Here is a 25,105-nt window from a genome sequence, read left to right as displayed (position 1 = left end):
TGTTTCTTGGGCTGCGATTTAAAGAGCGGGAGTATACCCGATTCGTTGCTGCGCACGCCCCCTGGAGCCTTATGCCACGCTGCTTTTGGTGTACCGAAGATCCGCTGTACATGGCTTATCACGATCAGGAGTGGGGCACGCCGCTACGCGATGCGCAGGGTTTGTTCGAGTTGCTTTTGCTCGAAGGGTTCCAGGCCGGGCTGTCGTGGATCACCGTGCTGCGCAAACGCGAGCGCTACCGCGAGGTGTTGTACGGCTTCGACGTGCAGCGCGTGGCGCAGATGAGCGACGCCGAGATCGATGAACTGATGCTCGATCCGGGGATCATCCGCAACCGCCTCAAACTCAATGCCGCCCGACGCAATGCCCAGGCCTGGCTGGCGCTGGAGGACCCGGTAGCGTTCCTCTGGTCGTTCGTCGGCGGCCGACCAATCATCAATCATTTCAAGGATCGCAGCGAAGTCCCGGCGATCACCCCCGAAGCGCTGGCGATGAGCAAAGCCCTGAAAAAGGCCGGCTTCACGTTCGTCGGCCCGACCATTTGCTACGCACTGATGCAGGCTTCGGGCATGGTCATGGATCACACTCAGGACTGTGACCGCTACGCGCAGCTGGTCAACGGCGGTTAGAATGGCCGCCTCGCGCACAGCACAAAATCAGGAGTGACCTGTGGAAAAGTTTAAAGGCGCCTTGCTGGTAGGCGCTCTGCGGCTGTTTGCCCTGCTGCCATGGCGGGCCGTGCAGGCCGTGGGTTCGGCGATCGGCTGGATCATGTGGAAAACCCCCAACCGCTCCCGCGATGTGGTGCGGATCAACCTCGCCAAATGTTTTCCACAGATGGACCCGGCCGAGCGCGAGCGCCTGGTTGGCCAGAGCCTGAAAGACATCGGCAAATCCCTGACCGAAAGCGCCTGCGCGTGGATCTGGCCGGCGCAGCGCTCGATCGATCTGGTGCGCGAAGTCGAAGGCCTGGACATCCTCAAGGAGGCGCTGGCCTCGGGCAAAGGCGTGGTCGGCATCACCAGTCACCTGGGCAACTGGGAAGTGCTCAACCACTTCTATTGCAGCCAGTGCAAACCGATCATTTTCTACCGTCCGCCGAAGCTCAAGGCGGTGGATGAGTTGCTGCGCAAACAGCGCGTGCAACTGGGCAACAAGGTCGCCGCTTCCACCAAGGAAGGCATTCTCAGCGTCATCAAGGAAGTGCGCAAAGGTGGTGCAGTGGGCATTCCGGCTGACCCGGAACCGGCCGAATCCGCGGGGATCTTCGTGCCGTTCTTCGCCACTCAGGCACTGACCAGCAAATTCGTGCCGAACATGCTTGCCGGCGGCAAAGCGGTCGGGGTGTTCCTGCATGCCCTGCGCCTGCCGGACGGTTCCGGCTACAAAGTGATCCTCGAAGCAGCGCCAGAAGCCATGTACAGCACCGACACTGAGGAATCCTGCGCGGCCATGAGCAAAGTGGTCGAACGCTACGTTGCCGCCTATCCAAGCCAATACATGTGGAGCATGAAGCGCTTCAAGAAACGCCCACCGGGCGAAGCGCGCTGGTACTGAGCAAGTTGGCACACTCTGTGGATAACCCGTAGGAGCTGCCGCAGGCTGCGATCTTTTGATCTTGCTTCTGCGGCTTATCCACAACCCCGTTCATTCAAGGGCGCATAAAGATGTCCGAACAACGCAAATCCTTCCGCATCAAGATCACCCACGACAGCTTCGGCGAATGCCTGGGTCAGACGCGCAATCTGTCGGCCACCGGGGTGTATGTCCAGCATCCAGGCCTGGCTTCACTGCCCAAAGGCGCGGTGGTTTATGGCCAGGTGCAGGATTTACCCACCGGCGCGCCACGGGTGCGAATGGAAGTGGTGACGGTGGATGCCGAGGGCATCGGCCTGCGTTATCTCTAGCTTATTGCGCCTGACGGTCGAGCTTCTTCAGAAACACCGTCATTTCCTTTTCAGCCTGCTTGTCGCCATGCGCGCGGGCGGCTTCCAGACCTTGCTCCCACGCTTGCCGGGCGGCGGCATGCTCGCCCAATGCCAGTTGCGCCTTGCCCAATAGCTTCCACGCTGCCGAGTACTTCGGGTCAAAGCCGACACAGCGCTGTAAATGCTCGGCGGCCTTGGCGTTCTCTCCCAAATCCAGATAACCCTTGCCCAGGCCAAAGCGCAGCAATGAGTTATCCACACCCTTGGCGAGCATTTTTTCCAGGGATTCGAGCATTGGTGGAGTCCTTTTCTAGTGCGTCAGAAAGATCTGCGGTGCCGCCATCGCTGGCAAGCCAGCTCCCACAAGGATCTCGGGTGCACATCACATTTGTGAACAACCGAAAAACCTGTGGGAGCTGGCTTGCCAGCGATGGGGCCAATGAAGGCACCGCTCATTCAGGATCAGAAAAAGCTGAGACCCACATGAAACAGCTTCTCCACATCGCGAATATGCTTTTTATCCACAAGGAACAGAATCACGTGGTCGCCGGTTTCGATCACCGTATCGTCGTGGGCGATGATCACTTCTTCGTTACGGATGATCGCGCCAATCGTGCTGCCCGGTGGCAGGCCGATTTTCTCGATCGGCCGGCCGATGACCTTGCTCGACTTTGCATCACCGTGGGCAATCGCCTCGATGGCCTCTGCCGCACCCCGGCGCAGTGAGTGTACGCTGACGATATCGCCACGCCGCACGTGAGCGAGCAAGGTGCCGATGGTCGCCAGTTGCGGGCTGATGGCGATGTCGATGTCGCCACCCTGGATCAGGTCGACGTAAGCCGGGTTGTTGATGATCGTCATTACCTTCTTCGCGCCCAGGCGCTTGGCCAGCAGGGACGACATGATGTTGGCTTCGTCATCGTTGGTCAGCGCAAGGAAGATGTCGGCGTCGGCGATGTTTTCCTCCAGCAGCAGATCACGGTCCGACGCACTGCCCTGCAGCACCACGGTGCTGTCGAGGGTGTCGGAGAGATAGCGGCAGCGCGCCGGGCTCATCTCGATGATCTTCACCTGGTAGCGGCTTTCGATGGCCTCGGCCAGACGCTCACCGATCTGTCCGCCACCGGCAATCACGATACGTTTGTAGGTTTCGTCGAGACGGCGCATTTCGCTCATCACTGCGCGAATATTCTCACGGGCGGCGATGAAGAAGACTTCGTCGTCAGCCTCGATCACCGTATCGCCCTGGGGCAGGATCGGCCGGTCGCGGCGGAAAATCGCGGCCACGCGGGTTTCGACATTCGGCATGTGTTCGCGCAACTGGCGCAGCTGTTGACCCACCAGCGGCCCGCCGTAATACGCGCGCACCGCGACAAGCTGCGCCTGTCCTTCGGCGAAGTCGATCACTTGCAGTGCGCCCGGATGCTGGATCAAACGCTTGATGTAGTTGGTCACCACCTGCTCGGGGCTGATCAGCACGTCGACCGGAATCGCTTCGTTCTGGAACAGCTGTTCTTCGCGATTGAGGTAGGACGCTTCGCGCACCCGGGCGATCTTGGTCGGGGTGTGGAACAAGGTGTGCGCGACCTGACAGGCGACCATGTTGGTCTCGTCGCTGTTGGTCACCGCCACCAGCATGTCGGCATCGTCGGCGCCGGCCTGACGCAGCACTGACGGCAGCGAACCCCGGCCCTGGATGGTGCGGATGTCGAGACGGTCGCCGAGGTCGCGCAGGCGGTCGCCGTCGGTGTCGACCACGGTGATGTCGTTGGCTTCGCTCGCCAAATGTTCGGCCAGCGAACCGCCGACCTGCCCCGCACCGAGGATGATGATTTTCATCCAGTCACTCCATTGAATCCGTTTAGCCGCGCGCGGCAGCGATCTTGATCAGCTTGGCGTAGTAGAACCCGTCATGCCCGCCCTGCTGGGCCAGCAATTGGCGACCATGGGGCTGTTTGATCCCGGCCGTTGTTGCCAGATCCAGTTCGCGGGCACCGGGCGTGCGCTCGAGAAACGCGGCGATGACTTCGGTGTTCTCGGTCGGCAGCGTCGAGCAGGTGGCGTAGAGCAGGATGCCGCCGACTTCGAGGGTTTTCCACAGGGCGTCAAGCAGTTCGCCTTGCAGTTGCGCGAGGGCGGCGATGTCGTCGGCCTGACGGGTCAGCTTGATGTCCGGGTGGCGGCGGATCACCCCGGTTGCCGAGCATGGCGCGTCGAGCAGGATGCGCTGGAACGGCTTGCCGTCCCACCACGCGGCGGTATCGCGGCCGTCGGCGGCGATCAGTTCGGCGCTCAGGCCCAGCCGCGCAAGGTTCTCCTTTACCCGCACCAGACGCTTGGCTTCCAGATCCACCGCCACCACGCCGGCCAGCGCCGGTTCGGCTTCAAGGATGTGGCAGGTCTTGCCGCCAGGGGCGCAGCAGGCGTCGAGCACTCGCTGACCCGGAGCCAGATCGAGCAGGTCGGCGGCCAGTTGCGCCGCTTCGTCCTGCACGCTGATCCAGCCTTCGGCAAAACCCGGCAGGCTGCGCACGTCGGTGGCGGCTTCGAGGACGATGCCGTCGCGGCTGTAAACACACGGCGTGGCAGCGATGCCGGCGTTGCTAAGCAAACCGAGGTAGGCGTCGCGGCTGTGATGACGGCGGTTGACCCGCAGGATCATCGGCGGATGGGCGTTATTCGCGGCGCAGATCGCTTCCCATTGTTCCGGCCAGAAAGCTTTCAGGGATTTTTGCAGCCAGCGCGGGTGGGCGGTGCGCACCACCGGATCGCGCTCAAGCTCGGCGAAAATCGTCTCGCTTTCACGCTGGGCGTTGCGCAGCACGGCGTTGAGCAAACCTTTGGCCCAGGGCTTTTTCAGCTTATCGGCGCAACCGACGGTTTCGCCGATGGCCGCGTGCGGCGGTACGCGGGTGTAGAGCAGTTGATAGAGACCGACCAGCAGCAGCGCCTCGACATCGGCGTCGGCAGCCTTGAACGGTTTCTGCAACAGCTTTTCCGCCAATGCCGACAGCCGTGGCTGCCAGCGCGCGGTGCCGAACGCCAGATCCTGGGTGAAGCCGCGATCGCGGTCTTCGACCTTGTCCAGTTGCGTCGGCAGGGAACTGTTGAGCGAAGCCTTGCCGCTGAGCACGGCGGCGAGTGCCTTGGCGGCGGCCAGACGCGGGTTCATTGCGCGTCCACCACGGCGCCGAGCACGGTGCCGACGGCGAATTTCTCGCGGCGGCTGTTGAACAGGTCGCTGAAGTTCAGCGCCTTGCCGCCGGGCAGTTGCAGGCGGGTCAGGCACAGTGCCTGCTCACCGCAGGCGACGATCAGGCCGTCCTTGCTGGCGCTGAGGATTTCACCCGGTGCGCCTTTGCCGTCAGCCAGCGTCGCGGCCAATACCTTCAGCGCTTCACCGCTGAGGGTGCTGTGGGTAATCGGCCATGGGTTGAAGGCACGCACCAGGCGCTCCAGCTCAACCGCCGGACGGCTCCAGTCGAGGCGCGCTTCGTCCTTGTTAAGTTTGTGGGCGTAGGTGGCGAGCTCGTCGTTCTGCACTTCGCCTTCGAGGGTTCCAGCGGCCAGGCCGGCAATTGCCTGAACCACGGCGGGTGGGCCCATTTCGGCGAGGCGGTCGTGCAGCGTGCCACCGGTGTCGTCGGCACTGATCGGGGTCACGACCTTGAGCAGCATCGGCCCGGTATCGAGGCCGGCTTCCATGCGCATCACGGTCACGCCGCTTTCGGCGTCACCGTGTTCCACGGCGCGCTGGATCGGCGCCGCACCGCGCCAGCGTGGCAGCAAGGAGGCGTGACTGTTGATGCAGCCCAGACGCGGAATATCCAGCACCGCTTGCGGCAGAATCAGGCCGTAGGCGACCACCACCATCAAATCCGGCTTCAATGCGGCGAGTTCAGCCTGAGCATCAGCGTTGCGCAGGGTCGGCGGCTGCAACACCTGGATATTATTTTCCAGGGCCAACTGTTTGACCGGGCTCGGCATCAGTTTTTGCCCGCGACCGGCCGGACGATCCGGTTGGGTGTAGACCGCAACGATCTCGTAAGGGCTGTTCAGCAGGGCCTTGAGGTGTTCGGCGGCGAACTCGGGGGTGCCGGCAAAAACGATGCGCAGTGGCTCAGTCATGAAGGGAATCTCATAAAAAGAAAAAGGCTTGCCGCAGCAAGCCTTTGAAGAGGGGCATCAAGCGTTCTGGCGGTGGAGCTTTTCCAGTTTCTTCTTGATCCGGTCGCGTTTGAGCGTGGACAGGTAATCGACGAACAACTTGCCGTTGAGGTGATCGCATTCGTGCTGGATGCACACCGCGAGCAGGCCTTCGGCGATCAGTTCGTAAGGCTGGCCATCGCGGTCCAGCGCCTTGATCTTGACCTTCTGCGGGCGGTCGACGTTTTCGTAGAAACCCGGCACCGACAGGCAGCCTTCCTGATACTGATCCATCTCGTCGGTCAGCGATTCGAACTCGGGGTTGATGAACACCCGGGGTTCGGTGCGGTCTTCGGAAAGGTCCATCACGACGATACGTTTGTGCACGTTGACCTGGGTCGCGGCAAGGCCGATGCCCGGCGCTTCATACATTGTTTCAAACATGTCATCGACCAACTGACGCACTTCGTCGTCCACTACAGCCACAGGCTTGGCGATAGTACGCAGACGCGGGTCCGGGAATTCGAGGATGTTTAAAATGGCCATAGGCTGATTGCTGCACGTATTGAGTAAAGTCGGGTCGATGGCCTGGCAGGTCCGAAGATGCAGGCTACCGTTGTGAAGCGTAGCCAATGCAATTTGCACCAGCGAGCCACGGGGGCTCTGACGGTTCACGCGAACGCACATGATAAAGGGATTCGCTGCATGAGGAAAACACTACTCGCCCTGCTGCTTCTGGCTTCGGCCACGGCTGCGCAAGGGCAAGTGCAACTCAGGGATGGTTTTCCACAGCAATACACGGTGGTTTCAGGGGACACACTCTGGGACATTTCCGGCAAATACCTGCGCGAGCCCTGGCAATGGCCACAGCTGTGGCGGGCCAATCCGCAAATTGAAAACCCCAACCTGATCTACCCCGGTGACACGCTGACGCTCCGTTACGTCAACGGCCAGCCGCAACTGACCCTCAATCGCGGCGAGTCACGGGGCACCATCAAGCTGTCGCCACGCATCCGTACCAGCCCCGTGGCCGAGGCGATTCCGAGCATTCCGCTGAAGTCGATCAACAGTTTCCTGCTGAGCAATCGCATCGTCGACAAGGTCGAGGACTTCGACAAGGCGCCGTACATCGTCGCCGGCGATGCCGAGCGTGTGCTCAGCGGCACCGGCGACCGGATCTTCGCTCGCGGCCACTTCGACCCGAATCAACCGGTGTACGGCATCTTCCGCCAGGGCAAGGTCTACACCGACCCGCAGACCAAGGAATTCCTGGGGATCAACGCCGACGACATCGGCGGCGGTGAAATCGTCGCCACCGAAGGCGACGTCGCCACCCTCGCCCTGCAACGCACCACCCAGGAAGTACGCCTCGGCGATCGTTTGTTCAGCGGCGAAGAGCGTTCGATCAACTCGACCTTCATGCCCAGCGCCCCGGCCAGCACCATCAACGGCCTGATCATCGACGTGCCGCGCGGCGTCACGCAGATCGGCGTAATGGACGTGGTCACCCTGAACAAAGGCAAGCGCGACGGCCTCGCTGAAGGCAACGTGCTGGTGGTGATGAAGACCGGGGAAACCGTGCGCGACCGGATCACCGGGCAGCCGCTGAAAATTCCTGACGAACGGGCCGGGTTGCTGATGGTGTTCCGCACCTACGACAAACTCAGTTACGGCCTCGTCCTCAACGCATCGCGCTCGCTGGCGGTGCTCGACAAGGTGCGAAATCCTTAGCAGGCTTAACAAGTTACCAACAGAGTTATCCACAGCTTGTTCCGAATGGTTCGGGACTTGTAACGATCAAGGATGATCCACAATGCTGTCTGCCTGTACGCCGGTTTCCCCTGCGGAACTGGAAGCGCGGTTGCGCCTGCACCGCTTGCCGGAAATCGGCCCGAAACGTTTTGCCAAATTGCTCGAAGCCTTCGGCTCGGCGTCAAAAGCCATCAGTGCCCCGGCCAGTGCCTGGCGTGCGCTGGGATTGCCGGCGGCATCGGCCGAGGCGCGGCGCAGCCCCGAAGTGCGCGATGGCGCCAGCCATGCGATGCGCTGGCTAGAGCACCCGCAGCAGCATTTGCTGATGTGGGATCAAGCGGATTACCCCGCGCTGCTGGCGCAGATTCCCGACCCGCCACCGCTGTTGTTCGTGGCCGGCGACCCGATGATTCTGGAAAAACCACAGTTGGCGATGGTCGGCAGTCGCCGTGCTTCGCGTCCGGGAATGGACACCGCCGCAGCGTTTTCCCGCAGCCTCGCCGGGGCCGGTTTTGTCATCACCAGTGGCTTGGCGCTAGGCATCGATGCGGCGGCCCATCAAGCAGCGCTGGACGTCGGCGGGCAAACCGTTGGCGTACTCGGCACTGGCCTGGAAAATTTTTATCCACAGCGCAATCGGCGCTTGGCCGATGCCATGATCGCCTCCGGCAGTGCGGTGCTTTCGGAGTTTCCACTGGACGCCGGGCCGACGGCCAGCAACTTCCCGCGACGCAACCGGATCATCAGCGGTTTGTCCCTTGGCGTGCTGGTGGTCGAGGCGAGTGTCGCCAGCGGTTCACTGATCACCGCCCGGCTGGCGGCGGAACAGGGTCGCGAGGTGTATGCGATTCCCGGTTCGATCCATCACCCCGGCGCACGTGGCTGCCATCAGTTGATCCGCGACGGTGCGGTGCTGGTGGAAACCATCGAACACATTCTCGAAGCCCTGCGCGGCTGGCAGCATTTACCGTTAGCCACAGACCCGCCGGATGCCGCGCATCCCTTGCTTGATCTGCTGCACGCCGCACCGCACACCAGCGAAGCCTTGGTCGAGAGCAGCGGCTGGGCGTTGCCCAAAGTGCTGGTCGCGCTCACCGAACTGGAAATGGACGGCCGCGCAGTGTGCGAAAACGGTCGCTGGCTGGCGAGGACACGCTAGGTTTTACAGGGAAGATCGGTAAACTGCGCAAAACCTGTTTGCGGAGAGTTTTTTCATGGTCAACAGTTGGCGTGTGCAACAAGCCGCACGAGAGATTCGCGCCGGGGCGGTGATTGCCTATCCAACCGAAGCCGTCTGGGGGCTGGGTTGCGACCCGTGGAACGAAGAGGCAGTGGATCGGCTGCTGGCGATCAAGAACCGTTCGGTAGACAAGGGCCTGATCCTGGTCGCCGACAACATCCGCCAGTTCGATTTCCTGTTCGAAGACTTCCCGCAAGAGTGGATCGACCGCATGGCCAGCACGTGGCCGGGGCCGAATACCTGGCTGGTGCCGCATCAGAACCTGTTGCCGGAATGGGTGACGGGCGTACATGACACGGTGGCGCTGCGGGTCAGCGATCACCCGCAGGTGCGGGATCTGTGCTCGATGGTCGGGCCGCTGATCTCGACCTCGGCCAACCCGCAGGGGCGGCCGGCGGCGCGCACGCGGTTGCGTGTCGAGCAGTATTTCCGTGGGCAGATCGACCTGATCCTTGGCGGGCAACTGGGCGGGCGCAAGAACCCCAGCGTGATCCGCGATCTGGCAACCGGCAAGGTCATTCGTCCCGACTGATCCTGCGTCGAAAACCTTTACCGAGTCTTCCTCGCCTTGATGGTGAGGAGGACTACGCGCGCCAGCGATTTATCCTGCAATGACGCCAGTCTCTTTGTCGGAAAAGTCGCCAAGTCCCCGGATTTATTGGCTTTTCCCACTTGATTATCAGACTTTCTGGCGTGGCGGAATCGGCAAAAGCAACCATCCTTTCCCTGCACTCGAAACACTTCGATAAGTTAAGGTCTGCGGAGAAAGAATGGACACTACCAATTTGCAACTCACGGATTACCTGCAGGCGCTTCAGGTGACGTTGAAGAGTCACCATGAGGGTTGTCGCATCGTGATGCTTGAGGCAGGGGCGGATACTCAGGAGTTCGACCGGTTTATCGATCGGCAATTTCGGCTTCGGTTGCAGCATTACATGCTGACTTCACGGGCGCGGATGCTCGAAACCAGACTGGCGATAAAGTCGCGCAGTACCCATTTCCTGCTGTATCGGCACGATCAACTGTTGGCGGTATTGAGAGCGACTCCGGCACCGTTCGAGTGGGTATCGCTGGCGCAGCAACACGTTTCTCCCACAGTAGCGCTGTCGCGCCATGTCGAATTCAGTCGATTGATGTCGTACACGCCCAATCAGTTGCCCATCGCGGTCAACGGTCTGCTGGCGGCCGCTACCGAGTGGGCCATTAAACGCGGTTATAACGGGGTAACCGCGTTGTGCAGATCGCAACAGCTGCGCTTCTACCAGCGTTTCGGCCTGATGCCGATCGCCTCCAATGCGCTGCATATCGACCAGCGCGCACGTGGCGATTACTGGGTGTTGTCAGCCGAGTGGCGACAAATCCTCGCGGCGGTCCAGCAGCCTGATCCGGCGGTTGGCCACGTGGTGCAAAAACCGTTGGAGTGTCATCTGCCGAGGTGCTGAACGCGTTCGAACTGCCTTGCCAGCCGTGGGTTTGCAACCCTGACTGGCAAGACGTCGAAGGTTTGTCAGGGCAAAAGAATGGTCGAGCCGGTGGTACGCCGGGCTGACAATTCGGTCTGCGCCTTCGCCGCATCAGCCAGTGGATAGCGCTGGCTGATGTCTACCTTGAGCTTGCCGCTGATGATCATCTCGAACAGCTCGTCAGCCATGCGCTGCAGGTTCTCGGCGTTGTTGGCGTAGGTCGCCAGGGTTGGTCGAGTCACGTACAGCGAGCCCTTGGCTGAGAGGATTCCCAGATTCACCCCGTCCACCGCACCGGAGGCGTTGCCGAAACTCACCACCAGCCCACGCGGCGAAACGCTATCGAGCGAGGTCAGCCAGGTGTCCTTGCCGACGCCGTCATACACCACCGGGACTTTCTTGCCGTCGGTCAGCTCCAGCACCCGCTCTGCCACGTTTTCGTGGCTGTAATCGATGGTTGCCCAGGCGCCGTTGGCCTTGGCCAGTTCGGCTTTCTCCTTCGAACTGACCGTGCCGATCAGCTTGACGTCCAGCGCCTTGGCCCATTGGCAGGCCAGCGAACCGACACCCCCTGCAGCGGCGTGGAACAGAATGGTTTCGCCACCCTTGAGTTCATAAGTCTGGCGCAGCAGGTACTGCACAGTGAGGCCCTTGAGCATGACCCCGGCTGCGGTCTCGAAACTGATCTCGTCCGGCAGTTTTACCAGATTGGCTTCGGGCAGCACGTGCAACTGGCTGTAGGCACCCAGCGGGCCGCTGCCATATGCCACGCGATCACCAACCTTGAACCGGGTAACGTCGCTGCCCACCGCATCGACGATACCGGCGCCTTCCGCGCCGAGGCCGGACGGCAAGGCTGGCGGGGCATACAGACCGCTGCGGAAATAGGTGTCGATGAAGTTCAGGCCGATCGCCTTGTTCGCCACCCGCACCTGATTCGGGCCGGGCGCGGCGGGTTCGTAGTCAACAAACTCGAGTACTTCGGGACCGCCGTGGGCGCGGAACTGGATACGCTTTGCCATCTGCCTGCTCTCCTTGGGTCGTTTGTAAGCCCCCTATCCAACTCCCCTGCTTGATCTTCGTCAACTGCGGCGCGCAGGTTTGCGGTGTTATGCTACGCGCCCATTTGCGCCGCCCCCTGCCTGCGGGGCGCCCGCGTAGTTATGCCCGATTCAAGGTGAAGCCATGACGACCCGCACCGATGCCGTAAAGGCCTATCTGCTCGACTTGCAAGACCGCATCTGCGCCGCGCTGGAAACCGAGGATGGCGGCACGCGCTTCGTCGAAGACGCCTGGAGCCGGCCTGCCGGTGGTGGCGGTCGTACCCGCGTAATCGAGAACGGTACGGTGATCGAAAAGGGCGGCGTCAACTTTTCCCACGTATTCGGCAGTGGTCTGCCGCCGTCGGCCAGTGCCCACCGTCCGGAACTGGCCGGTCGTGGCTTTGAAGCCCTCGGCGTGTCGCTGGTGATTCATCCGCACAACCCGCATGTGCCGACGTCCCACGCCAACGTGCGCTTTTTCATCGCCGAAAAGGAAGGTGAAGAGCCGGTCTGGTGGTTCGGCGGTGGCTTCGACCTGACCCCGTATTACGGCAACGAAGAAGACTGCATCCACTGGCACCGCGTCGCCGAGCAGGCCTGCGCGCCGTTCGGTGCGGACGTCTACCCGCGTTACAAGGCCTGGTGCGACACCTATTTCCACATCAAGCATCGCCACGAACCGCGCGGTATTGGCGGGCTGTTTTTCGATGACCTGAACGAGTGGGACTTCGACACCAGTTTCGCCTTCATGCGTGCCATCGGCGACGCCTACATCGACGCTTACCTGCCGATCGTGCAACGCCGCAAGCACGAGGCGTTCACCGCCAAACAGCGTGAATTTCAGGAGTTCCGCCGTGGCCGCTACGTCGAGTTCAACCTGGTCTACGACCGTGGCACCCTGTTCGGCCTGCAATCGGGCGGGCGTACCGAGTCGATCCTCATGTCGTTGCCGCCGCAAGTGCGCTGGGCCTATGACTTCAAGGCCGAGCCCGGCAGCGAAGAAGCGCGCCTGACCGACTACTTCCTGCAAGACCGCGACTGGCTGGCCCAGGCCTGAGGACTGCTGATGGATCGTTACGTCGTTTTCGGTAACCCGATCGGCCACAGCAAGTCGCCGATGATTCACAAACTGTTCGCCGAGCAGACCGGTCAGCGCCTCGACTACAGCACCCTGCTGGCGCCGCTTGACGATTTTACTGGCTACGCCACGGCGTTTTTCCAGGACGGTTGCGGCGCCAACGTCACGGTGCCGTTCAAGGAAGAGGCCTATCGCCTGGCGAACAGCCTGACCGCCCGGGCACAGCGGGCCGGTGCGGTGAACACCTTGAGCAAACTGGCCGACGGCTCATTGCTCGGCGACAACACCGACGGCGCCGGGCTGGTGCGTGACCTGACGGTGAATGCCGGGTTCAGCCTGACTGGCAAACGCATTTTGTTGCTCGGCGCCGGCGGCGCGGTGCGTGGCGCACTGGAGCCGTTGCTCGCGGAAAAACCGGCGTCGGTGATCATCGCCAACCGCACGGTGGACAAGGCCGAGCTGCTGGCCGAGCTGTTCTGTGATCTGGGGCCGGTGTCGGCCAGCGGTTTCGACTGGTTGCAGGAGCCGGTGGACGTGATCATCAACGCCACCTCCGCCAGCCTCACCGGCGACGTGCCGCCGATTGCGCCGAGCCTGATCGAGCCGGGCCAGACCCTGTGCTACGACATGATGTACGGCAAGGAACCGACCGCGTTCTGCCGTTGGGCCAATGAGCATGGCGCGGCAGTGTCGATGGATGGTCTGGGGATGCTGGCCGAGCAGGCGGCCGAGGCGTTTTTCCTGTGGCGCGGGGTGCGTCCGGATACGGCGCCGGTGCTGGCCGAACTGCGCCGCCAACTGGCGCAATAAAAGAGCCTTTGTGGCGAGGGAGCTTGCTCCCGCTCGGGTGCGAAGCGCCCGCAGTTGGGTTTGGGCTGCTGCGCAGCCAGCGGGAGCAAGCTCCCTCGCCACAGAAGTCTAGAATGGCCAGCAGGTCAGTCCTCAAACCGGATCGGGCATTTCTCCGCCCCTTCCAGCTTCCTCAATTCCTCCACCACCTGCGGTCGCGCCCGGCGCAGGGTCAGGCTGCGATCCTGACGCAGCAGGCGCCGCGCCTCCTGATGCAGCATCTCCACTCCCGAGTAGTCGATGAAATTGATCTGCTGCGCCTCGATCACCACGCGCGCGCCGTGCAGCCGTTGCAGGCGCACTTGCAGGTAATGGCTGGCGCCGAAGAAGATCGAGCCGCCGACCCGCAGCACGTCCTCCTCGCCGTCGCGCCAATGCTGCACTCGCGGTTGCGAGGTGCGCTTGAGGTAGAAGAACAGCGACGCCAGCACCCCGGCGTAGATTGCCGTCTGCAATTCCAGCAGTAACGTGGCGAGGCAGGTCAGCGCCATGACCACGAACTCGGCGCGGCTGACTCGCAGCAACGAGCGTATCCCGCGATGATCCACCAGGCCCCAGGCGATCAGCAGAATGCTCCCGGCCATCGCCGGAATCGGAATGTGTGAAATCAGCCCGGCGCCGAAAATCGCGAACAGCGCGACCCAGATCGCCGAAAACACCCCGGCCAGCGGCGAACAGGCGCCCGCCTCGTAACTCAGGCCGGAACGGGTGAACGAGCCGGCGGATAGCGACCCGGAAAAGAACGCCCCGACGATATTGGATAAACCCTGCGCGCGGACTTCCTGATTGGCATCGAGCAACTGCTGCGAGCGCGCCGAAATCGAGCGCGCGATCGACAGGCTGGTGACCAGCCCGAGCATGCCTACCGCCACGGCACTGGGCAGCAGACGCAGGATCAAGTCCAGATCCAGCGGCAAGCCACTGAACGGCGGCAGGCGACCGACAAACGCACTGACCAGGTGCACATGGCCGAACATCGCCGGCCACAGCCACGCCAACAGGCTGGCCAGCACCAACGTGATCAACAGCGTTGGCCAGCGCGGCAGCAGTTGTTTCAGCACCACGCCGACCACCACCGTGGCTACGCCCAGAACTAACGACGGTTTATCCACAGCCCTGAGGTGTTGCAGCAGGTCCATCAGACTCGCCAGCGCCGTGGCTTTGGCCGGCAACTCCAGCCCCAGCAGGTTCGGCAATTGCCCAATGGCGATCACCACCGCCGCGCCGAGGGTGAAACCGAGCACCACCGAATGCGAGACGAAATTCACCAAAGCGCCGAAGCGCAGCAGGCCGAGCAGCCACTGGAAAATCCCCGCGAGGAAGGTGAGCAGCAGGATCAGCGTGATGTAGTCCTGTGACGCCGGCACGGCCAAGGGACTGATGCTGGCATACAGCACAATCGAAATTGCTGCAGTCGGGCCGCAGATCAGATGCCACGACGACCCCCACAGGCAGGCGATCAGCACCGGGATGATCGCCGCATAGAGGCCGTATTCCGGCGGCAGGCCGGCGATCAGCGCGTAAGCGATCGACTGCGGTAGCGCGAGAATGGCGCCGCTGAGGCCAACGACCAGATCCCGGCCGACGCTGGCGCGGGTTTGCCGCGGTAGCCAGGTCAGGAAGGGGAAAAGTGAGTGGCGACTGGGCAGGGCCATGGGTCCTCGCGGGCGGGTTTTGTTCAAGGTTATCAGGGTGCCAGGGTAAAGGCCCTCACCCTAACCCTCTCCCGGAGGGAGAGGGGACTGATCGAGGTGAAAGAGGGAAGTACGCCGACCTGAGATATCCAGTCGAACTCAGGTTCTGAACAACATAAAGATCGGCTCCCTTCCCCCTCACCCCCTCTGGGGGAGAGGGCTGGGGTGAGGGGGCAAAAATCTCAAGCCGAGCAAAATTCAAAGCCACCCCACTGTCAAAGCTTTGCCTTTACAGCCGCCAAACCATCCTTGCCATCCACGGTCTTCACCCCCTCCAGCCATTTATCCAGCACCGCCGGATTGGCTTTGATCCATGCCTTCACCGCATCGGCATTGCTGACCTTCTTGTTCACCACCTCGGCCATGATGCTGTTTTCCATGTCCTGGGTGAACGCCAGGTTGGTCAGCAACTTGCCCACATTCGGGCAGGCCTCGGCGTAGCCTTTACGGGTCAGGGTGTAGACGCTGCCGGTGTCGCCGAAGTATTTCTCGCCGCCTTTGAGGTAATGCATCTTCAGCTGCACGTTCATCGGGTGCGGGGTCCAGCCGAGGAAGGTGACGAATTTCTGCTTTTTCACCGCCCGCGACACTTCGGCGAGCATCGCTTGTTCGCTGGATTCGATCAGCTTCCACTGGCCGAGGTCGAAGTCGTTCTTCTTGATGATTTCCTGCAGCGAAATGTTCGCGGGTGCACCGGAACCGATGCCGTAAATCTTGTTCTCGAATTTGTCGGCGTATTTGTTCAGGTCGGCAAAGTCATGCACGCCCGCGTCCCACACGTAATCCGGCACGGCCAGGGTGAATTCGGTGCCGTCGAGGTTCTTCGCCAGTTGCGTGACGTCACCGGTGGCGACGAACTTGTCGTAAAAACCCTGCTGCGCCGGCATCCAGTTACCAAGGAACACATCCACCTGACCGTCCTTCAAACCGCCGAAGGTGATCGGCACCGCGAGGGTGTCGACCTTGGCCTTGTAGCCCATGCCGTCCAGCAGAAACCCGGTGATGGCGTTGGTCGCGGCAATGTCGCTCCAGCCAGGATCAGCCATCTTCACCGTTTCGCAGCTTTGCTCGGCAAATGCCGAAGCGCTGCCCAGGGCCAGCAGGCCAATCGTCAGTGCTGTGGATAACTTGCGCATGGACTTCCCCTTACATTATTGGTTTTGGCAGGGTTGTGGATAACGGGCCTTGCGTTCCAGATCGTCGAGGTCGATGTGGTTGCGCATGTACTGCTGACTGGCGTCCACCAGCGGCTGGTGATCCCAGCTCTTCAGCTTGCCGATGGTCAGGGCATCGGCAACAAATCGGCGACGGCGCTGGCTGGCGAGCACCTCGCGGTGGATCGCCGGAATGTCCCACTTGGCCCGCGCTTCGGCGAGAAAATCGTCGAACAGCTGGCGATGTTGCGGCGACTGGCTGAGTTCTTCGAGCTCACGCGGATCGTTGCGCACATCGAAGAGTAGGCACGGGTCGCTTTCACTGTAGATAAATTTGTACGCGCCGCGCCGGATCATCATCAGCGGGCTGACCGTGCCTTCGGCCATGTATTCGCCGAACACTTCATCATGCCCGCCCTGCCCTTGCAGATGTGCCAGCAGCGAGCGGCCATCCAGCGGCAAGCCCGGTTCCAGTGCACCGCCAGCCAGCTCGACGAAGGTCGGCAACAGGTCCGCAGTGGACACCGCAGCGCTGACACGGCCGGCAGCGAACTGCCCCGGCGCACTGATCAACAGCGGCACCCGCGCAGCCATCTCGAACCAGTGCATTTTGTACCAGAGGCCTTTCTCGCCGAGCATGTCGCCGTGGTCGCCGGAGAAGACAATGATGGTGTCGTCGATCAACCCGGTATCTTCGAGGGTTTGCAGGAGTTTGCCGACGTTGGCGTCGATATAGCTGCACGCGCCGAAGTAGGCACGCCGTGCATCGCGGATCTTATCCACAGGCAGCGGCTTGTCCCACAGATCGTAGACCTTGAGCAGGCGCTGCGAGTGTGGATCGAGGGAATGTTGCTCCGGGGTGGTCGGCAGCGGGATGTTACCGTCGTCGTACAAATCCCAGAACGCCTTGGGGATGGTGTACGGATCGTGTGGGTGGGTCATCGACACGGTCAGGCAGAACGGTTGGTCGCCGTCCTCGCGAATGTGGTCGAACAGGTATTGCTGAGCCTTGAACACCACCTCTTCGTCGAAGTCGAGCTGATTGGTGCGCACGCACGGACCCGCCTGCAGCACCGACGACATGTTGTGATACCAGCTCGGGCGTACGTCCGGCTCGTCCCAGTTCACCGCCCAGCCGTAGTCGGCTGGGTAGATGTCGCTGGTCAGGCGTTCTTCATAACCGTGCAATTGATCCGGGCCGCAGAAATGCATCTTGCCCGACAGCGCGGTGCGGTAACCGAGGCGACGCAGGTAGTGGGCGTAGGTCGGAATATCGGCAGGAAAATCGGCGGCGTTGTCGTAGGCGCCGATCTTGCTCGGTAACTGGCCGCTGACCAGAGTGAAACGCGACGGCGCGCACAGCGGGCTGTTGCAGTAAGCGGCATCGAACACCACGCCTTGGGCGGCGAGGCGCGAAAGATTCGGCAGTTTGATTGGCGACGGGCCGTAAATTGGCAACATTGGCGCGGCCATTTGATCGGCCATGATGAAAAGAATGTTCTTGCGCTTCATGTGATCGCGGCATTCCATAGTGAAAATTTATGCGACATTGCTGCGATCGAGCATGGAGTCCATGCCCTTTCCGGTAAAGCCCGCGCCGGACAATGACTAGGATAAGCACAGCTTATGTATGACGCCCTCGGCAACTTATCTCTCGACCTGTTACGCGCCTTCGAAGCGGCTGCACGCCATCGCAGTTTTACCGCCGCCGCGGTGGAGCTGGGCACTACGCAGCCGGCGATCAGCCAGCAGATCAAGCGACTGGAAGAACAGCTGGGCGCGCGGTTGTTTGACCGGATCTATCGGGGCATCGAACTGACCGAGGGCGGCGCGATCCTGTTCGAGCAGGTTCAGCTCGGATTGCAGAATATCGACGCAGGATTGAGCGCGATCAGTACACAGCAGCAACATGAGGTATTGCAGGTCGCCACCGATTTCGCCTTTGCCGCTTACTGGCTGATGCCACGCCTGCACCGCTTCCACGAAGCCAATCCGAACGTCGATGTCAGCCTGGTCACCAGCGAGCGCAACCACAACATGCTGCGCACCGACATCGACGTGGCGGTGCTGTTTGGTGACGGCCGATTCAAACAGGGCGAGAGTCATTGGCTGTTCAGCGAAGAAGTTTTTCCAGTGTGCAGCCCGCAACTGCTCAAGGGCCGCACCGTGCCCTTGCCTGCTCAGGCGTTGCTGGAGTTTCCATTGCTGCACTTGCGCGGGGAGAACAGCAGCAACTGGTTTGACTGGAGCGGTCTGTTTCGCGAACTGGGCATTACGACCCCGCCGGCGCCGGGGCAATTGCGTTTCGACAATTACACGCTGCTCATCCAAGCGGCGATTGGCGGTCAGGGTGTAGCCATCGGCTGGCGGCACCTTGTGGATAACTTGCTGACCCAAGGCTTGCTCTGTCGGCCTGTCGCCGAGACCACGTTGTCGCGCCTTGGTTATTACGTGGTGCTGCCGCAACGCAAACGTCGGGGCGCGTTGATTCAGCAGTTTGTCGACTGGTTGATGGCCGAACAGGCCAGCAGCGCAGAGTCCCTCGCCGGAGTGGCATTGCCATCGATTGCGGTTTGAACATCAAAAGCAACTCCCTGTAGGAGCTGCCGCAGGCTGCGATCTTTTTACGTACCCGACGTCGCCACAAAATTCACATGCTGCCCCACATGCAGATTCAACCGCAGCTCATCGGCAATCCCCACCGCCACCCGGTTCAGCCGTTCCAGCGGCTCCGCCAGCCCCGGCTCCAGATTGCCGCCGACCTGACTGAAATGCTCGATGGTCAGCCCCGCCACCCCATGCGGCGCATTGACCAGCGTCCACTGCAGCGGGCTGCTTTGCAGAGCTTCGCGGATTTCTTCGGCGGCGTGGCGTTGCAGTGCGTCGTCCAGTTCCGGCTCGTCGAGCACGGCAAAATTGCCCACCAGAAACAGCCGTGAAACGTTGGCTGCCTGCAAGCCGTCGACTAACGCATCGACCGCCAAAACCTGTTCCACCGGGCCGAGCACCACGGACCTTTCCACATGGTCGCTGCTGAACGGCAAACCCGGCGCATCGAGCAGACAGATCACCGCCGAGCTGCCCGCTACGCTTTGCTTGACCCGCTCAGCATCGAACAGATCGCCGCTTTTGGTGCGCAGTCCCGGACGCGGCGCGAGTACATTCAGATCGTCGAGAATCGCGATGACTTCGTGCTGACGGCGCAGCAATTCAGCCATCAATGCACCGCCGAGGCTGGCCATGGCACCATAGAGCACCACTTTGACCATTGGGGTTTCGGCATTTTTCATGGCTGATTCCTTTTTGTTGTCCCTTGTATGGCGTGTGACATGCAGTCTGCGCCGAGGGTTCGAACCGATTCAGAGGCTTTCCGATGCAAGCAATCAATGGCTATCACGCCCACGTCTATTTCGACGCCGACACCATTGATCAGGCGCGCGCCTTGTGTGAGCAGGCGGCGCAGTTGTTTCCCCTGAAGATGGGGCGCGTCCATGAGCGCCCGGTCGGCCCGCATCCGGACTGGAGCTGCCAGTTGGCTTTCGGCCCTGAACTGATCGGTGAAGTGCTGCCGTGGCTGGCGCTCAATCGCAAGGGGCTGGTGGTGTTCCTGCACCCGGATACCGGCGATGACTTGCTCGATCACACCGAGCACGCCATCTGGATGGGCGCGATGCGGCCGCTGGATCTGTCTGTTTTTTGATCAGAGCGTTTCTTGCGGTTCGCCCGGCAGATGCTCGTCCAGATGCAGCCAGGGCAATTGGCTGTCGGTCCAGATATGCCGCTCGGCCGGCGCCCGCTCCGGGTGATCCAGCGTGGCAATGGTCACATCGATGCTTTCGGGGCTGAGCAATGTCACCAGCGCCAACTGCGCGCCACAACGCGGACAGAAATACCGCGCGCAACTGCTCGACGAGTCATAGCGCGACGGTTTTCCGGCCAGCCACTGAAAGCTGGCCGCCGGAACCGTGATCCACGTGGTGACAATCCCACCGCTGACCTTGCGGCAGATCGAGCAGTGGCAGTGGGCGATGTCCTGCAATCGCCCGCTGAACTGATAGCGGATGTGTCCGCAGTGGCAGCCACCGCTGTGCACTTCTTCCATTTCCCTGCCCTCCCGTCCCCGAAATGATTGACTCTAGTCGCATCCGACAGCCGGTTGGCCATTCGCCTGAAGCTTTCGTCAGCGAAAGGTAGCTGAAAGGTTGCCCGATTAGGATCGCCGCCACTACCGGCAACAGACCGGTTGGCCGATGCGTGTGATCGCTCGCACGCCAGGCCCAATTAACAACAACAATGGTGATTCTGATGTCCTCTGTAGCCCGCCTCCTCGCTGAAACTCCGCCCGTACGTCTCGTGCTTCCCGTTCTGCGCTGATCCCTTCCGATCCGCTCACTCAATTAGCCGCGCTACGCCTGGAGTACTCCCATGCTGACTTTCCTTGGCTTCGCCATGGTCATCACGTTCATGTTCCTGATCATGACCAAGCGCCTGTCTGCGCTGATCGCCCTGATCATCATCCCGATCCTGTTCGCCCTGTTCGGTGGTTTCGCGCCGAAGATCGGCCCGATGATGCTCGAAGGCATCACCAAGCTTGCGCCGACCGGCGTGATGCTGATGTTCGCCATTCTGTACTTCGCCCTGATGATCGACTCCGGCCTGTTCGACCCGGCCGTGCGCAAGATCCTCAAACTGGTCAAGGGCGACCCGTTGAAAGTTTCGGTCGGTACCGCCGTGCTGGCGCTCGTCGTCTCCCTCGATGGTGACGGCGCGACCACTTACATGATCTGCGTGGCCGCCATGCTGCCGCTGTACAGCCGCATCGGCATGAGCCCGCGGATCATGGCCGGTCTGATCATCCTCGCCGGTGGCGTGATGAACATGACCCCGTGGGGTGGCCCGACCGCCCGTGCCGCCAGTGCGCTGCATGTGGACCCGTCGGACATCTTCGTACCGATGATCCCGGCGATGGCCGCCGGTGTGGTGGCGATCCTGATCATTGCCTACTTCTACGGCAAACGTGAACGTGCGCGTCTGGGCGAGCTGCACCTGATCGGCGACGAGATCGATCACAGCGAAATCAGCGTCTCGCAGTTCCCCGATGCCCGCCGTCCGAAGCTGATCTGGTTCAACGGCCTGCTGACCCTGGCGCTGATGTGCACCCTGATCGCCGGCCTGCTGCCGCTGCCGGTGTTGTTCATGGTGGCGTTCAGTATCGCGATGATCGTCAACTACCCGTGCCTGCAAATGCAGAAGGACCGCGTTGCGGCCCACGCCGGCAGCGTGCTGTCGGTGGTCAGTCTGATTTTCGCTGCGGGTATCTTCACCGGTATCCTGTCCGGAACCGGCATGGTCGACGCCATGTCGAAAAGTCTGCTGGCAGTGATTCCGGACTTCCTCGGCCCGTACCTGGCGGTGATCACGGCGCTGGTGAGCATGCCGTTCACCTTCTTCATGTCGAACGACGCGTTCTACTACGGCGTATTGCCGGTGCTCTCCGAAGCGGCCAGCCATTACGGCATCACCGCGGTGGAAATGGCCCGTGCCTCGATCGTCGGTCAGCCCGTCCACTTGCTCAGCCCGCTGGTTCCATCGACGTACCTGCTGGTGGCGCTGGCCGGTATCGAATTCGGTGATCACCAGCGTTTCACCCTGAAGTGGGCAGTGCTGGTCTGCCTGTGCATACTGGTGGCCGCCTTGCTGCTGGGGACGTTCCCGCTGTTCAGCACGTTGTAACGGCACTCACTCACCATGACGCCAGCTGCTTGCTGGCGTCATGGTTTAACACTCACTCAAAGGAATACACATGGATTGGCTGACCAACCCCGAAATCTGGGTTGCCTTCTTTACCCTGACCGCCCTGGAAATCGTTCTGGGCATCGATAACATCATCATGATTTCGATCCTGGTCAGCCGCATGCCCAAGCACATGCAGCAACGCACGCGGATCTTCGGCCTGGGCCTGGCGATGATCACGCGGATCCTGTTGCTGCTGTCGATCACCTGGGTCATGCGCCTCACCGCCGACCTGTTCGTGGTGTTCGGCCAGGGCATTTCCGGTCGCGACCTGATCCTGTTCTTCGGTGGCCTGTTCCTGCTGTGGAAGAGCTCGCAGGAGATGTACCACGCGCTGGAAGGCGAAGACGAAACAGGCGACGAGCCCTCGGGCAAGGGCGGCAACTTCCTCTACACCATCATCCAGATCGCGATCATCGACATCGTGTTCTCGCTGGACTCGGTGATCACCGCCGTCGGCATGGTCTCCCATGTACCGGTGATGGTCGCGGCGATTGTCGTCGCGGTACTGGTGATGATGGCGGCCTCGGGCAAGATCAGCGAGTTCATCGACAAGCACCCGTCGCTGAAGATGCTGGCGCTGTCGTTCCTGCTGGTGGTCGGCACCGTGCTGATCGCCGAAGCGTTCGATGTGCATGTGCCAAAAGGCTACGTGTACTTCGCCATGGCGTTCTCGCTGGCGGTGGAAGCGATCAACATCAAGATGCGCACCGCGATCGCCAGGAAGAAAAAACAGCAGGACCCGGTGAAGCTGCGCAAGGACGTGCCGGGCCAGTGACCCGCTGATCCGATAGCAATACAAAACCTGTGGGAGCTGGCTTGCCAGACTCCCACAGGTTTTTTTGTTCAAGCGGATTTTGAGCTCGTACACAAACCCTGTGGGAGCTGGCTTGCCAGCGATAGACGCGTGTCAGGCAACATCAATGTCGCCAGTGCTGCCGTCATCGCTGGCGAGCCAGCTCCCACATGGATTTGGGGTGATTGCGCGGGGGGTGGATGAACCTGTTTTCATGACACTTTTGTTTCAATCCGCACTTTAGCTGTGCAATGCTGGCGTCCAGTCCGTTAGCCAACTACAGCTTAAGTATCAAAAACGTAGAAACCGCGCGGTACCGTCAACTTGCCCCTCTGGGGCGCTGCTACTACAGGGGGTCTGCATGCTCACCCTGCTCAATCTGCTTTCTGCCGTGGCCCTGTTGATCTGGGGCACGCACATCGTCCGAACCGGCATCCTGCGGGTGTACGGCACCAATCTGCGCCATGTGATCGGCCAGAACATGTCCAGGCGCTGGCTCGCGTTCGTCGCCGGCATCGTCGTGACCGCGATGGTGCAGAGCAGCAACGCCACGGCCATGCTCGTGACCTCCTTCGTCGGCCAGGGCCTGATGGCACTGACCCCGGCGCTGGCGACCATGCTCGGCGCCGACGTCGGTACGGCGCTGATGGCGCGGGTGCTGACGTTCGACCTGTCGTGGCTGTCGCCGCTGCTGATTTTTCTCGGGGTGATTTTCTTTCTGTCGCGCAAACAGACGCGGCTCGGGCAGATGGGCCGGGTGTCGATCGGGCTGGGGCTGATCATTCTCGCGCTGCAACTGATCGTCGAAGCTGCCGCGCCGATCACCCACGCCCAAGGGGTGAAGGTGATCTTCGCTTCGCTGACCGGCGACATTCTGCTCGACGCCCTGGTCGGCGCGTTGTTCGCGATGATTTCCTACTCCAGCCTCGCCGCCGTGCTCCTGACCGCGACGCTGGCCGGCGCCAGCGTGATCAGCCTGCCGGTGGCGATCGGTCTGGTGATCGGTGCCAACATCGGCAGTGGCGTGCTGGCGTTCATGAGCACCAGCATGCAGAACGCCGCCGGGCGGCAAGTGGCGCTGGGCAGCCTGCTGTACAAGCTGATCGGCCTGCTGCTGATCATCCCGGTGCTCGATCCGCTGGTGCACTGGATGGACGGTCTGGATTTCAGCCCGCAGGAAATGGTCATCGGTTTCCACCTGCTCTACAACACCGCGCGCTGCCTGATTCTGCTGCCCAGCGTCTCGCCGATGGCACGCCTGTGCGCCTGGCTGCTGCCGGAGCGCCCGGAGGTCAACGGCACCGCCAAACCGCGGCATCTCGATGCGACGGCGCTGGTCACCCCGAGCCTGGCGTTGGCCAACGCCGCCCGCGAGACCCTGCGCATGGGCGACCTGATCGACAACATGCTCGACGCGATGCTCGATGTGCTGCGCGGCAAGCAGACCGCCATTACCCAGGAAATGCGCCGACTCACCGATGACGTCGAAGCGCTGTACAGCGCGATCAAGCTGTATCTGGCGCAAATGCCCCGCGAAGATCTCGGCGAACAGGACAGTCGGCGCTGGGCGGAGACCATCGAACTGGCGATCAACCTGAAACTGGCCAGCGACCTGATCGAACGCATGCTGCGCAAGGTGCAGCAGCAGAAAACTTCGCAACGGCGCTCGTTCTCCGAGGATGGTCTGGAGGAGCTGGCCGGGCTGCATCAGCAACTGATCGCCAACCTGCGCCTGGGCCTGTCGGTATTCCTCAGCGGCGACAAGGAAAGCGCCCGTCAGTTGTTGCGCGAAAAACGTCGCTTCCGCGCACAGGAACGGCGTCTGGCCCATGCCCATGTCAGCCGTTTGCAACGTAAGATCGTGCAGAGTCTGGAAACCAGTTCGCTGCATCTGGAGCTGATTGCCGATATGAAACGCTTGAATTCGCTGTTCTGCAGCAGTGCTTATGTGGTGCTGGAAACGGCGGATACCGGGGCGCTGGAAGCGGATGATATTGCCGACATTACGCATTCGCCTTGAACGTCTGAGGCTGGGGTCAGTCAGTAACTCAGAGTTCAGCCTCAGGGCCCCATCGCTGGCAAGCCAGCTCCCACAGGGTTTTGTGAATGCCGCCAATCCTTGTGGGAGCTGGCTTGCCAGCGATGAGGGCCTGACTGACGACACGGATC

25 protein-coding genes are annotated in these 25,105 nt (G+C 61.6%); 14 read left to right on the top strand and 11 right to left on the bottom strand.

Annotation, left to right across the window (positions count from 1 at the left end):
- Positions 1-71 precede the first annotated feature (71 nt).
- The 3 genes from ACU680_RS23455 to ACU680_RS23445 all read left to right on the top strand — a co-directional run bounded on the left by ACU680_RS23455 (position 72) and on the right by ACU680_RS23445 (position 1,907).
- Complete coding sequence (locus ACU680_RS23455) at positions 72-629, top strand: DNA-3-methyladenine glycosylase I (RefSeq protein WP_098966431.1); 558 nt, start codon at positions 72-74, stop codon at positions 627-629.
- Between the two features lie 40 nt (positions 630-669).
- Complete coding sequence (locus tag ACU680_RS23450; RefSeq protein ID WP_003220227.1) at positions 670-1,557, top strand: lysophospholipid acyltransferase; 888 nt, start codon at positions 670-672, stop codon at positions 1,555-1,557.
- 110 nt (positions 1,558-1,667) lie between these two features.
- Positions 1,668-1,907 (top strand): PilZ domain-containing protein, encoded by a 240-nt coding sequence (locus ACU680_RS23445; RefSeq protein WP_367082219.1) that lies wholly within the window; start codon positions 1,668-1,670, stop codon positions 1,905-1,907.
- Position 1,908: 1 nt separating this feature from the next.
- Here the strand turns inward: ACU680_RS23445 and ACU680_RS23440 are convergent, their stop codons facing one another.
- The 5 genes from ACU680_RS23440 to def all read right to left on the bottom strand — a co-directional run bounded on the left by ACU680_RS23440 (position 1,909) and on the right by def (position 6,620).
- On the bottom strand, positions 1,909-2,223 hold the full coding sequence (locus ACU680_RS23440) for a tetratricopeptide repeat protein (protein ID WP_448180626.1): 315 nt from the start codon (positions 2,221-2,223) through the stop codon (positions 1,909-1,911).
- Positions 2,224-2,390: 167 nt separating this feature from the next.
- Positions 2,391-3,767, bottom strand: coding sequence for a Trk system potassium transporter TrkA (trkA, locus tag ACU680_RS23435; RefSeq protein WP_367082223.1), 1,377 nt, complete (start codon positions 3,765-3,767; stop codon positions 2,391-2,393).
- Positions 3,768-3,789: 22 nt separating this feature from the next.
- The gene (gene rsmB, locus ACU680_RS23430; RefSeq protein WP_367082224.1) at positions 3,790-5,100 is read right to left on the bottom strand and encodes a 16S rRNA (cytosine(967)-C(5))-methyltransferase RsmB; all 1,311 of its coding nucleotides are present in this window, start codon (positions 5,098-5,100) and stop codon (positions 3,790-3,792) included.
- Positions 5,097-6,056 (bottom strand): methionyl-tRNA formyltransferase, encoded by a 960-nt coding sequence (fmt, locus tag ACU680_RS23425; RefSeq protein WP_448180625.1) that lies wholly within the window; start codon positions 6,054-6,056, stop codon positions 5,097-5,099. Before fmt ends, rsmB begins: the two co-directional genes overlap by 4 nt.
- 57 nt (positions 6,057-6,113) lie before the next feature.
- Entirely contained in the window at positions 6,114-6,620 is a 507-nt protein-coding gene (def, locus tag ACU680_RS23420; protein ID WP_027610272.1) for a peptide deformylase, read from the bottom strand.
- Between the two features lie 159 nt (positions 6,621-6,779).
- Between def and ACU680_RS23415 the strand changes: the two genes are divergently transcribed.
- The 4 genes from ACU680_RS23415 (at position 6,780) to ACU680_RS23400 (ending at position 10,508) form a co-directional block, all read left to right on the top strand.
- Entirely contained in the window at positions 6,780-7,805 is a 1,026-nt protein-coding gene (locus ACU680_RS23415) for a LysM peptidoglycan-binding domain-containing protein (RefSeq protein WP_448180624.1), read from the top strand.
- 82 nt (positions 7,806-7,887) lie between these two features.
- Positions 7,888-8,985 (top strand): DNA-processing protein DprA, encoded by a 1,098-nt coding sequence (dprA, locus tag ACU680_RS23410; RefSeq protein ID WP_400762630.1) that lies wholly within the window; start codon positions 7,888-7,890, stop codon positions 8,983-8,985.
- Between the two features lie 55 nt (positions 8,986-9,040).
- Positions 9,041-9,598 (top strand): L-threonylcarbamoyladenylate synthase type 1 TsaC, encoded by a 558-nt coding sequence (gene tsaC / locus ACU680_RS23405; protein WP_007962683.1) that lies wholly within the window; start codon positions 9,041-9,043, stop codon positions 9,596-9,598.
- A gap of 238 nt (positions 9,599-9,836) precedes the next feature.
- Complete coding sequence (locus tag ACU680_RS23400) at positions 9,837-10,508, top strand: GNAT family N-acetyltransferase (RefSeq protein WP_448180623.1); 672 nt, start codon at positions 9,837-9,839, stop codon at positions 10,506-10,508.
- Between the two features lie 65 nt (positions 10,509-10,573).
- Here the strand turns inward: ACU680_RS23400 and ACU680_RS23395 are convergent, their stop codons facing one another.
- Complete coding sequence (locus ACU680_RS23395; protein ID WP_367082232.1) at positions 10,574-11,551, bottom strand: quinone oxidoreductase family protein; 978 nt, start codon at positions 11,549-11,551, stop codon at positions 10,574-10,576.
- Positions 11,552-11,714: 163 nt separating this feature from the next.
- Between ACU680_RS23395 and hemF the strand changes: the two genes are divergently transcribed.
- A complete protein-coding gene (gene hemF, locus ACU680_RS23390) occupies positions 11,715-12,629 on the top strand; it encodes an oxygen-dependent coproporphyrinogen oxidase (RefSeq protein WP_367082233.1) in 915 nt (304 codons plus the stop codon).
- 9 nt (positions 12,630-12,638) lie between these two features.
- Entirely contained in the window at positions 12,639-13,460 is an 822-nt protein-coding gene (gene aroE, locus ACU680_RS23385; RefSeq protein ID WP_448180622.1) for a shikimate dehydrogenase, read from the top strand.
- 125 nt (positions 13,461-13,585) lie between these two features.
- Here aroE and ACU680_RS23380 read toward each other — a convergent pair whose 3' ends face one another.
- The 3 genes from ACU680_RS23380 to betC form a co-directional block, all read right to left on the bottom strand.
- A complete protein-coding gene (locus tag ACU680_RS23380) occupies positions 13,586-15,154 on the bottom strand; it encodes a SulP family inorganic anion transporter (protein ID WP_448180621.1) in 1,569 nt (522 codons plus the stop codon).
- A 254-nt stretch (positions 15,155-15,408) separates the two neighbouring features.
- Positions 15,409-16,329 (bottom strand): choline ABC transporter substrate-binding protein, encoded by a 921-nt coding sequence (gene choX, locus ACU680_RS23375; RefSeq protein WP_448180620.1) that lies wholly within the window; start codon positions 16,327-16,329, stop codon positions 15,409-15,411.
- Positions 16,330-16,344: 15 nt separating this feature from the next.
- Positions 16,345-17,859, bottom strand: a complete 1,515-nt coding sequence (gene betC, locus ACU680_RS23370) for a choline-sulfatase (RefSeq protein WP_448180619.1) — start codon at positions 17,857-17,859, stop codon at positions 16,345-16,347.
- Between the two features lie 114 nt (positions 17,860-17,973).
- Between betC and ACU680_RS23365 the strand changes: the two genes are divergently transcribed.
- A complete protein-coding gene (locus ACU680_RS23365) occupies positions 17,974-18,924 on the top strand; it encodes a choline sulfate utilization transcriptional regulator (protein WP_448180618.1) in 951 nt (316 codons plus the stop codon).
- A 47-nt stretch (positions 18,925-18,971) separates the two neighbouring features.
- Here ACU680_RS23365 and ACU680_RS23360 read toward each other — a convergent pair whose 3' ends face one another.
- Positions 18,972-19,637, bottom strand: a complete 666-nt coding sequence (locus ACU680_RS23360; RefSeq protein WP_448180617.1) for an NAD(P)-dependent oxidoreductase — start codon at positions 19,635-19,637, stop codon at positions 18,972-18,974.
- An 83-nt stretch (positions 19,638-19,720) separates the two neighbouring features.
- Between ACU680_RS23360 and ACU680_RS23355 the strand changes: the two genes are divergently transcribed.
- Positions 19,721-20,047 carry a DOPA 4,5-dioxygenase family protein gene (locus ACU680_RS23355; RefSeq protein WP_448180616.1) on the top strand — a complete coding sequence of 109 codons (327 nt, stop codon included), beginning with the start codon at positions 19,721-19,723 and terminating at the stop codon, positions 20,045-20,047.
- Here the strand turns inward: ACU680_RS23355 and ACU680_RS23350 are convergent, their stop codons facing one another.
- The gene (locus tag ACU680_RS23350) at positions 20,048-20,449 is read right to left on the bottom strand and encodes a GFA family protein (RefSeq protein WP_448180615.1); all 402 of its coding nucleotides are present in this window, start codon (positions 20,447-20,449) and stop codon (positions 20,048-20,050) included.
- 323 nt (positions 20,450-20,772) lie between these two features.
- Between ACU680_RS23350 and ACU680_RS23345 the strand changes: the two genes are divergently transcribed.
- The 3 genes from ACU680_RS23345 to ACU680_RS23335 all read left to right on the top strand — a co-directional run bounded on the left by ACU680_RS23345 (position 20,773) and on the right by ACU680_RS23335 (position 24,956).
- Positions 20,773-22,080, top strand: coding sequence for a CitMHS family transporter (locus ACU680_RS23345; RefSeq protein WP_007954069.1), 1,308 nt, complete (start codon positions 20,773-20,775; stop codon positions 22,078-22,080).
- Between the two features lie 70 nt (positions 22,081-22,150).
- A complete protein-coding gene (locus tag ACU680_RS23340) occupies positions 22,151-22,918 on the top strand; it encodes a TerC family protein (RefSeq protein ID WP_448180614.1) in 768 nt (255 codons plus the stop codon).
- Between the two features lie 379 nt (positions 22,919-23,297).
- Positions 23,298-24,956: a Na/Pi cotransporter family protein gene (locus ACU680_RS23335; protein WP_367082246.1), complete on the top strand. Its 1,659-nt coding sequence runs from the start codon at positions 23,298-23,300 to the stop codon at positions 24,954-24,956.
- The last annotated feature ends 149 nt before the right edge of the window (positions 24,957-25,105 follow it).

It is taken from the genome of Pseudomonas sp. LF020 (genome assembly GCF_053456425.1).
This window is presented reverse-complemented; position numbering and strand designations above follow the sequence as displayed.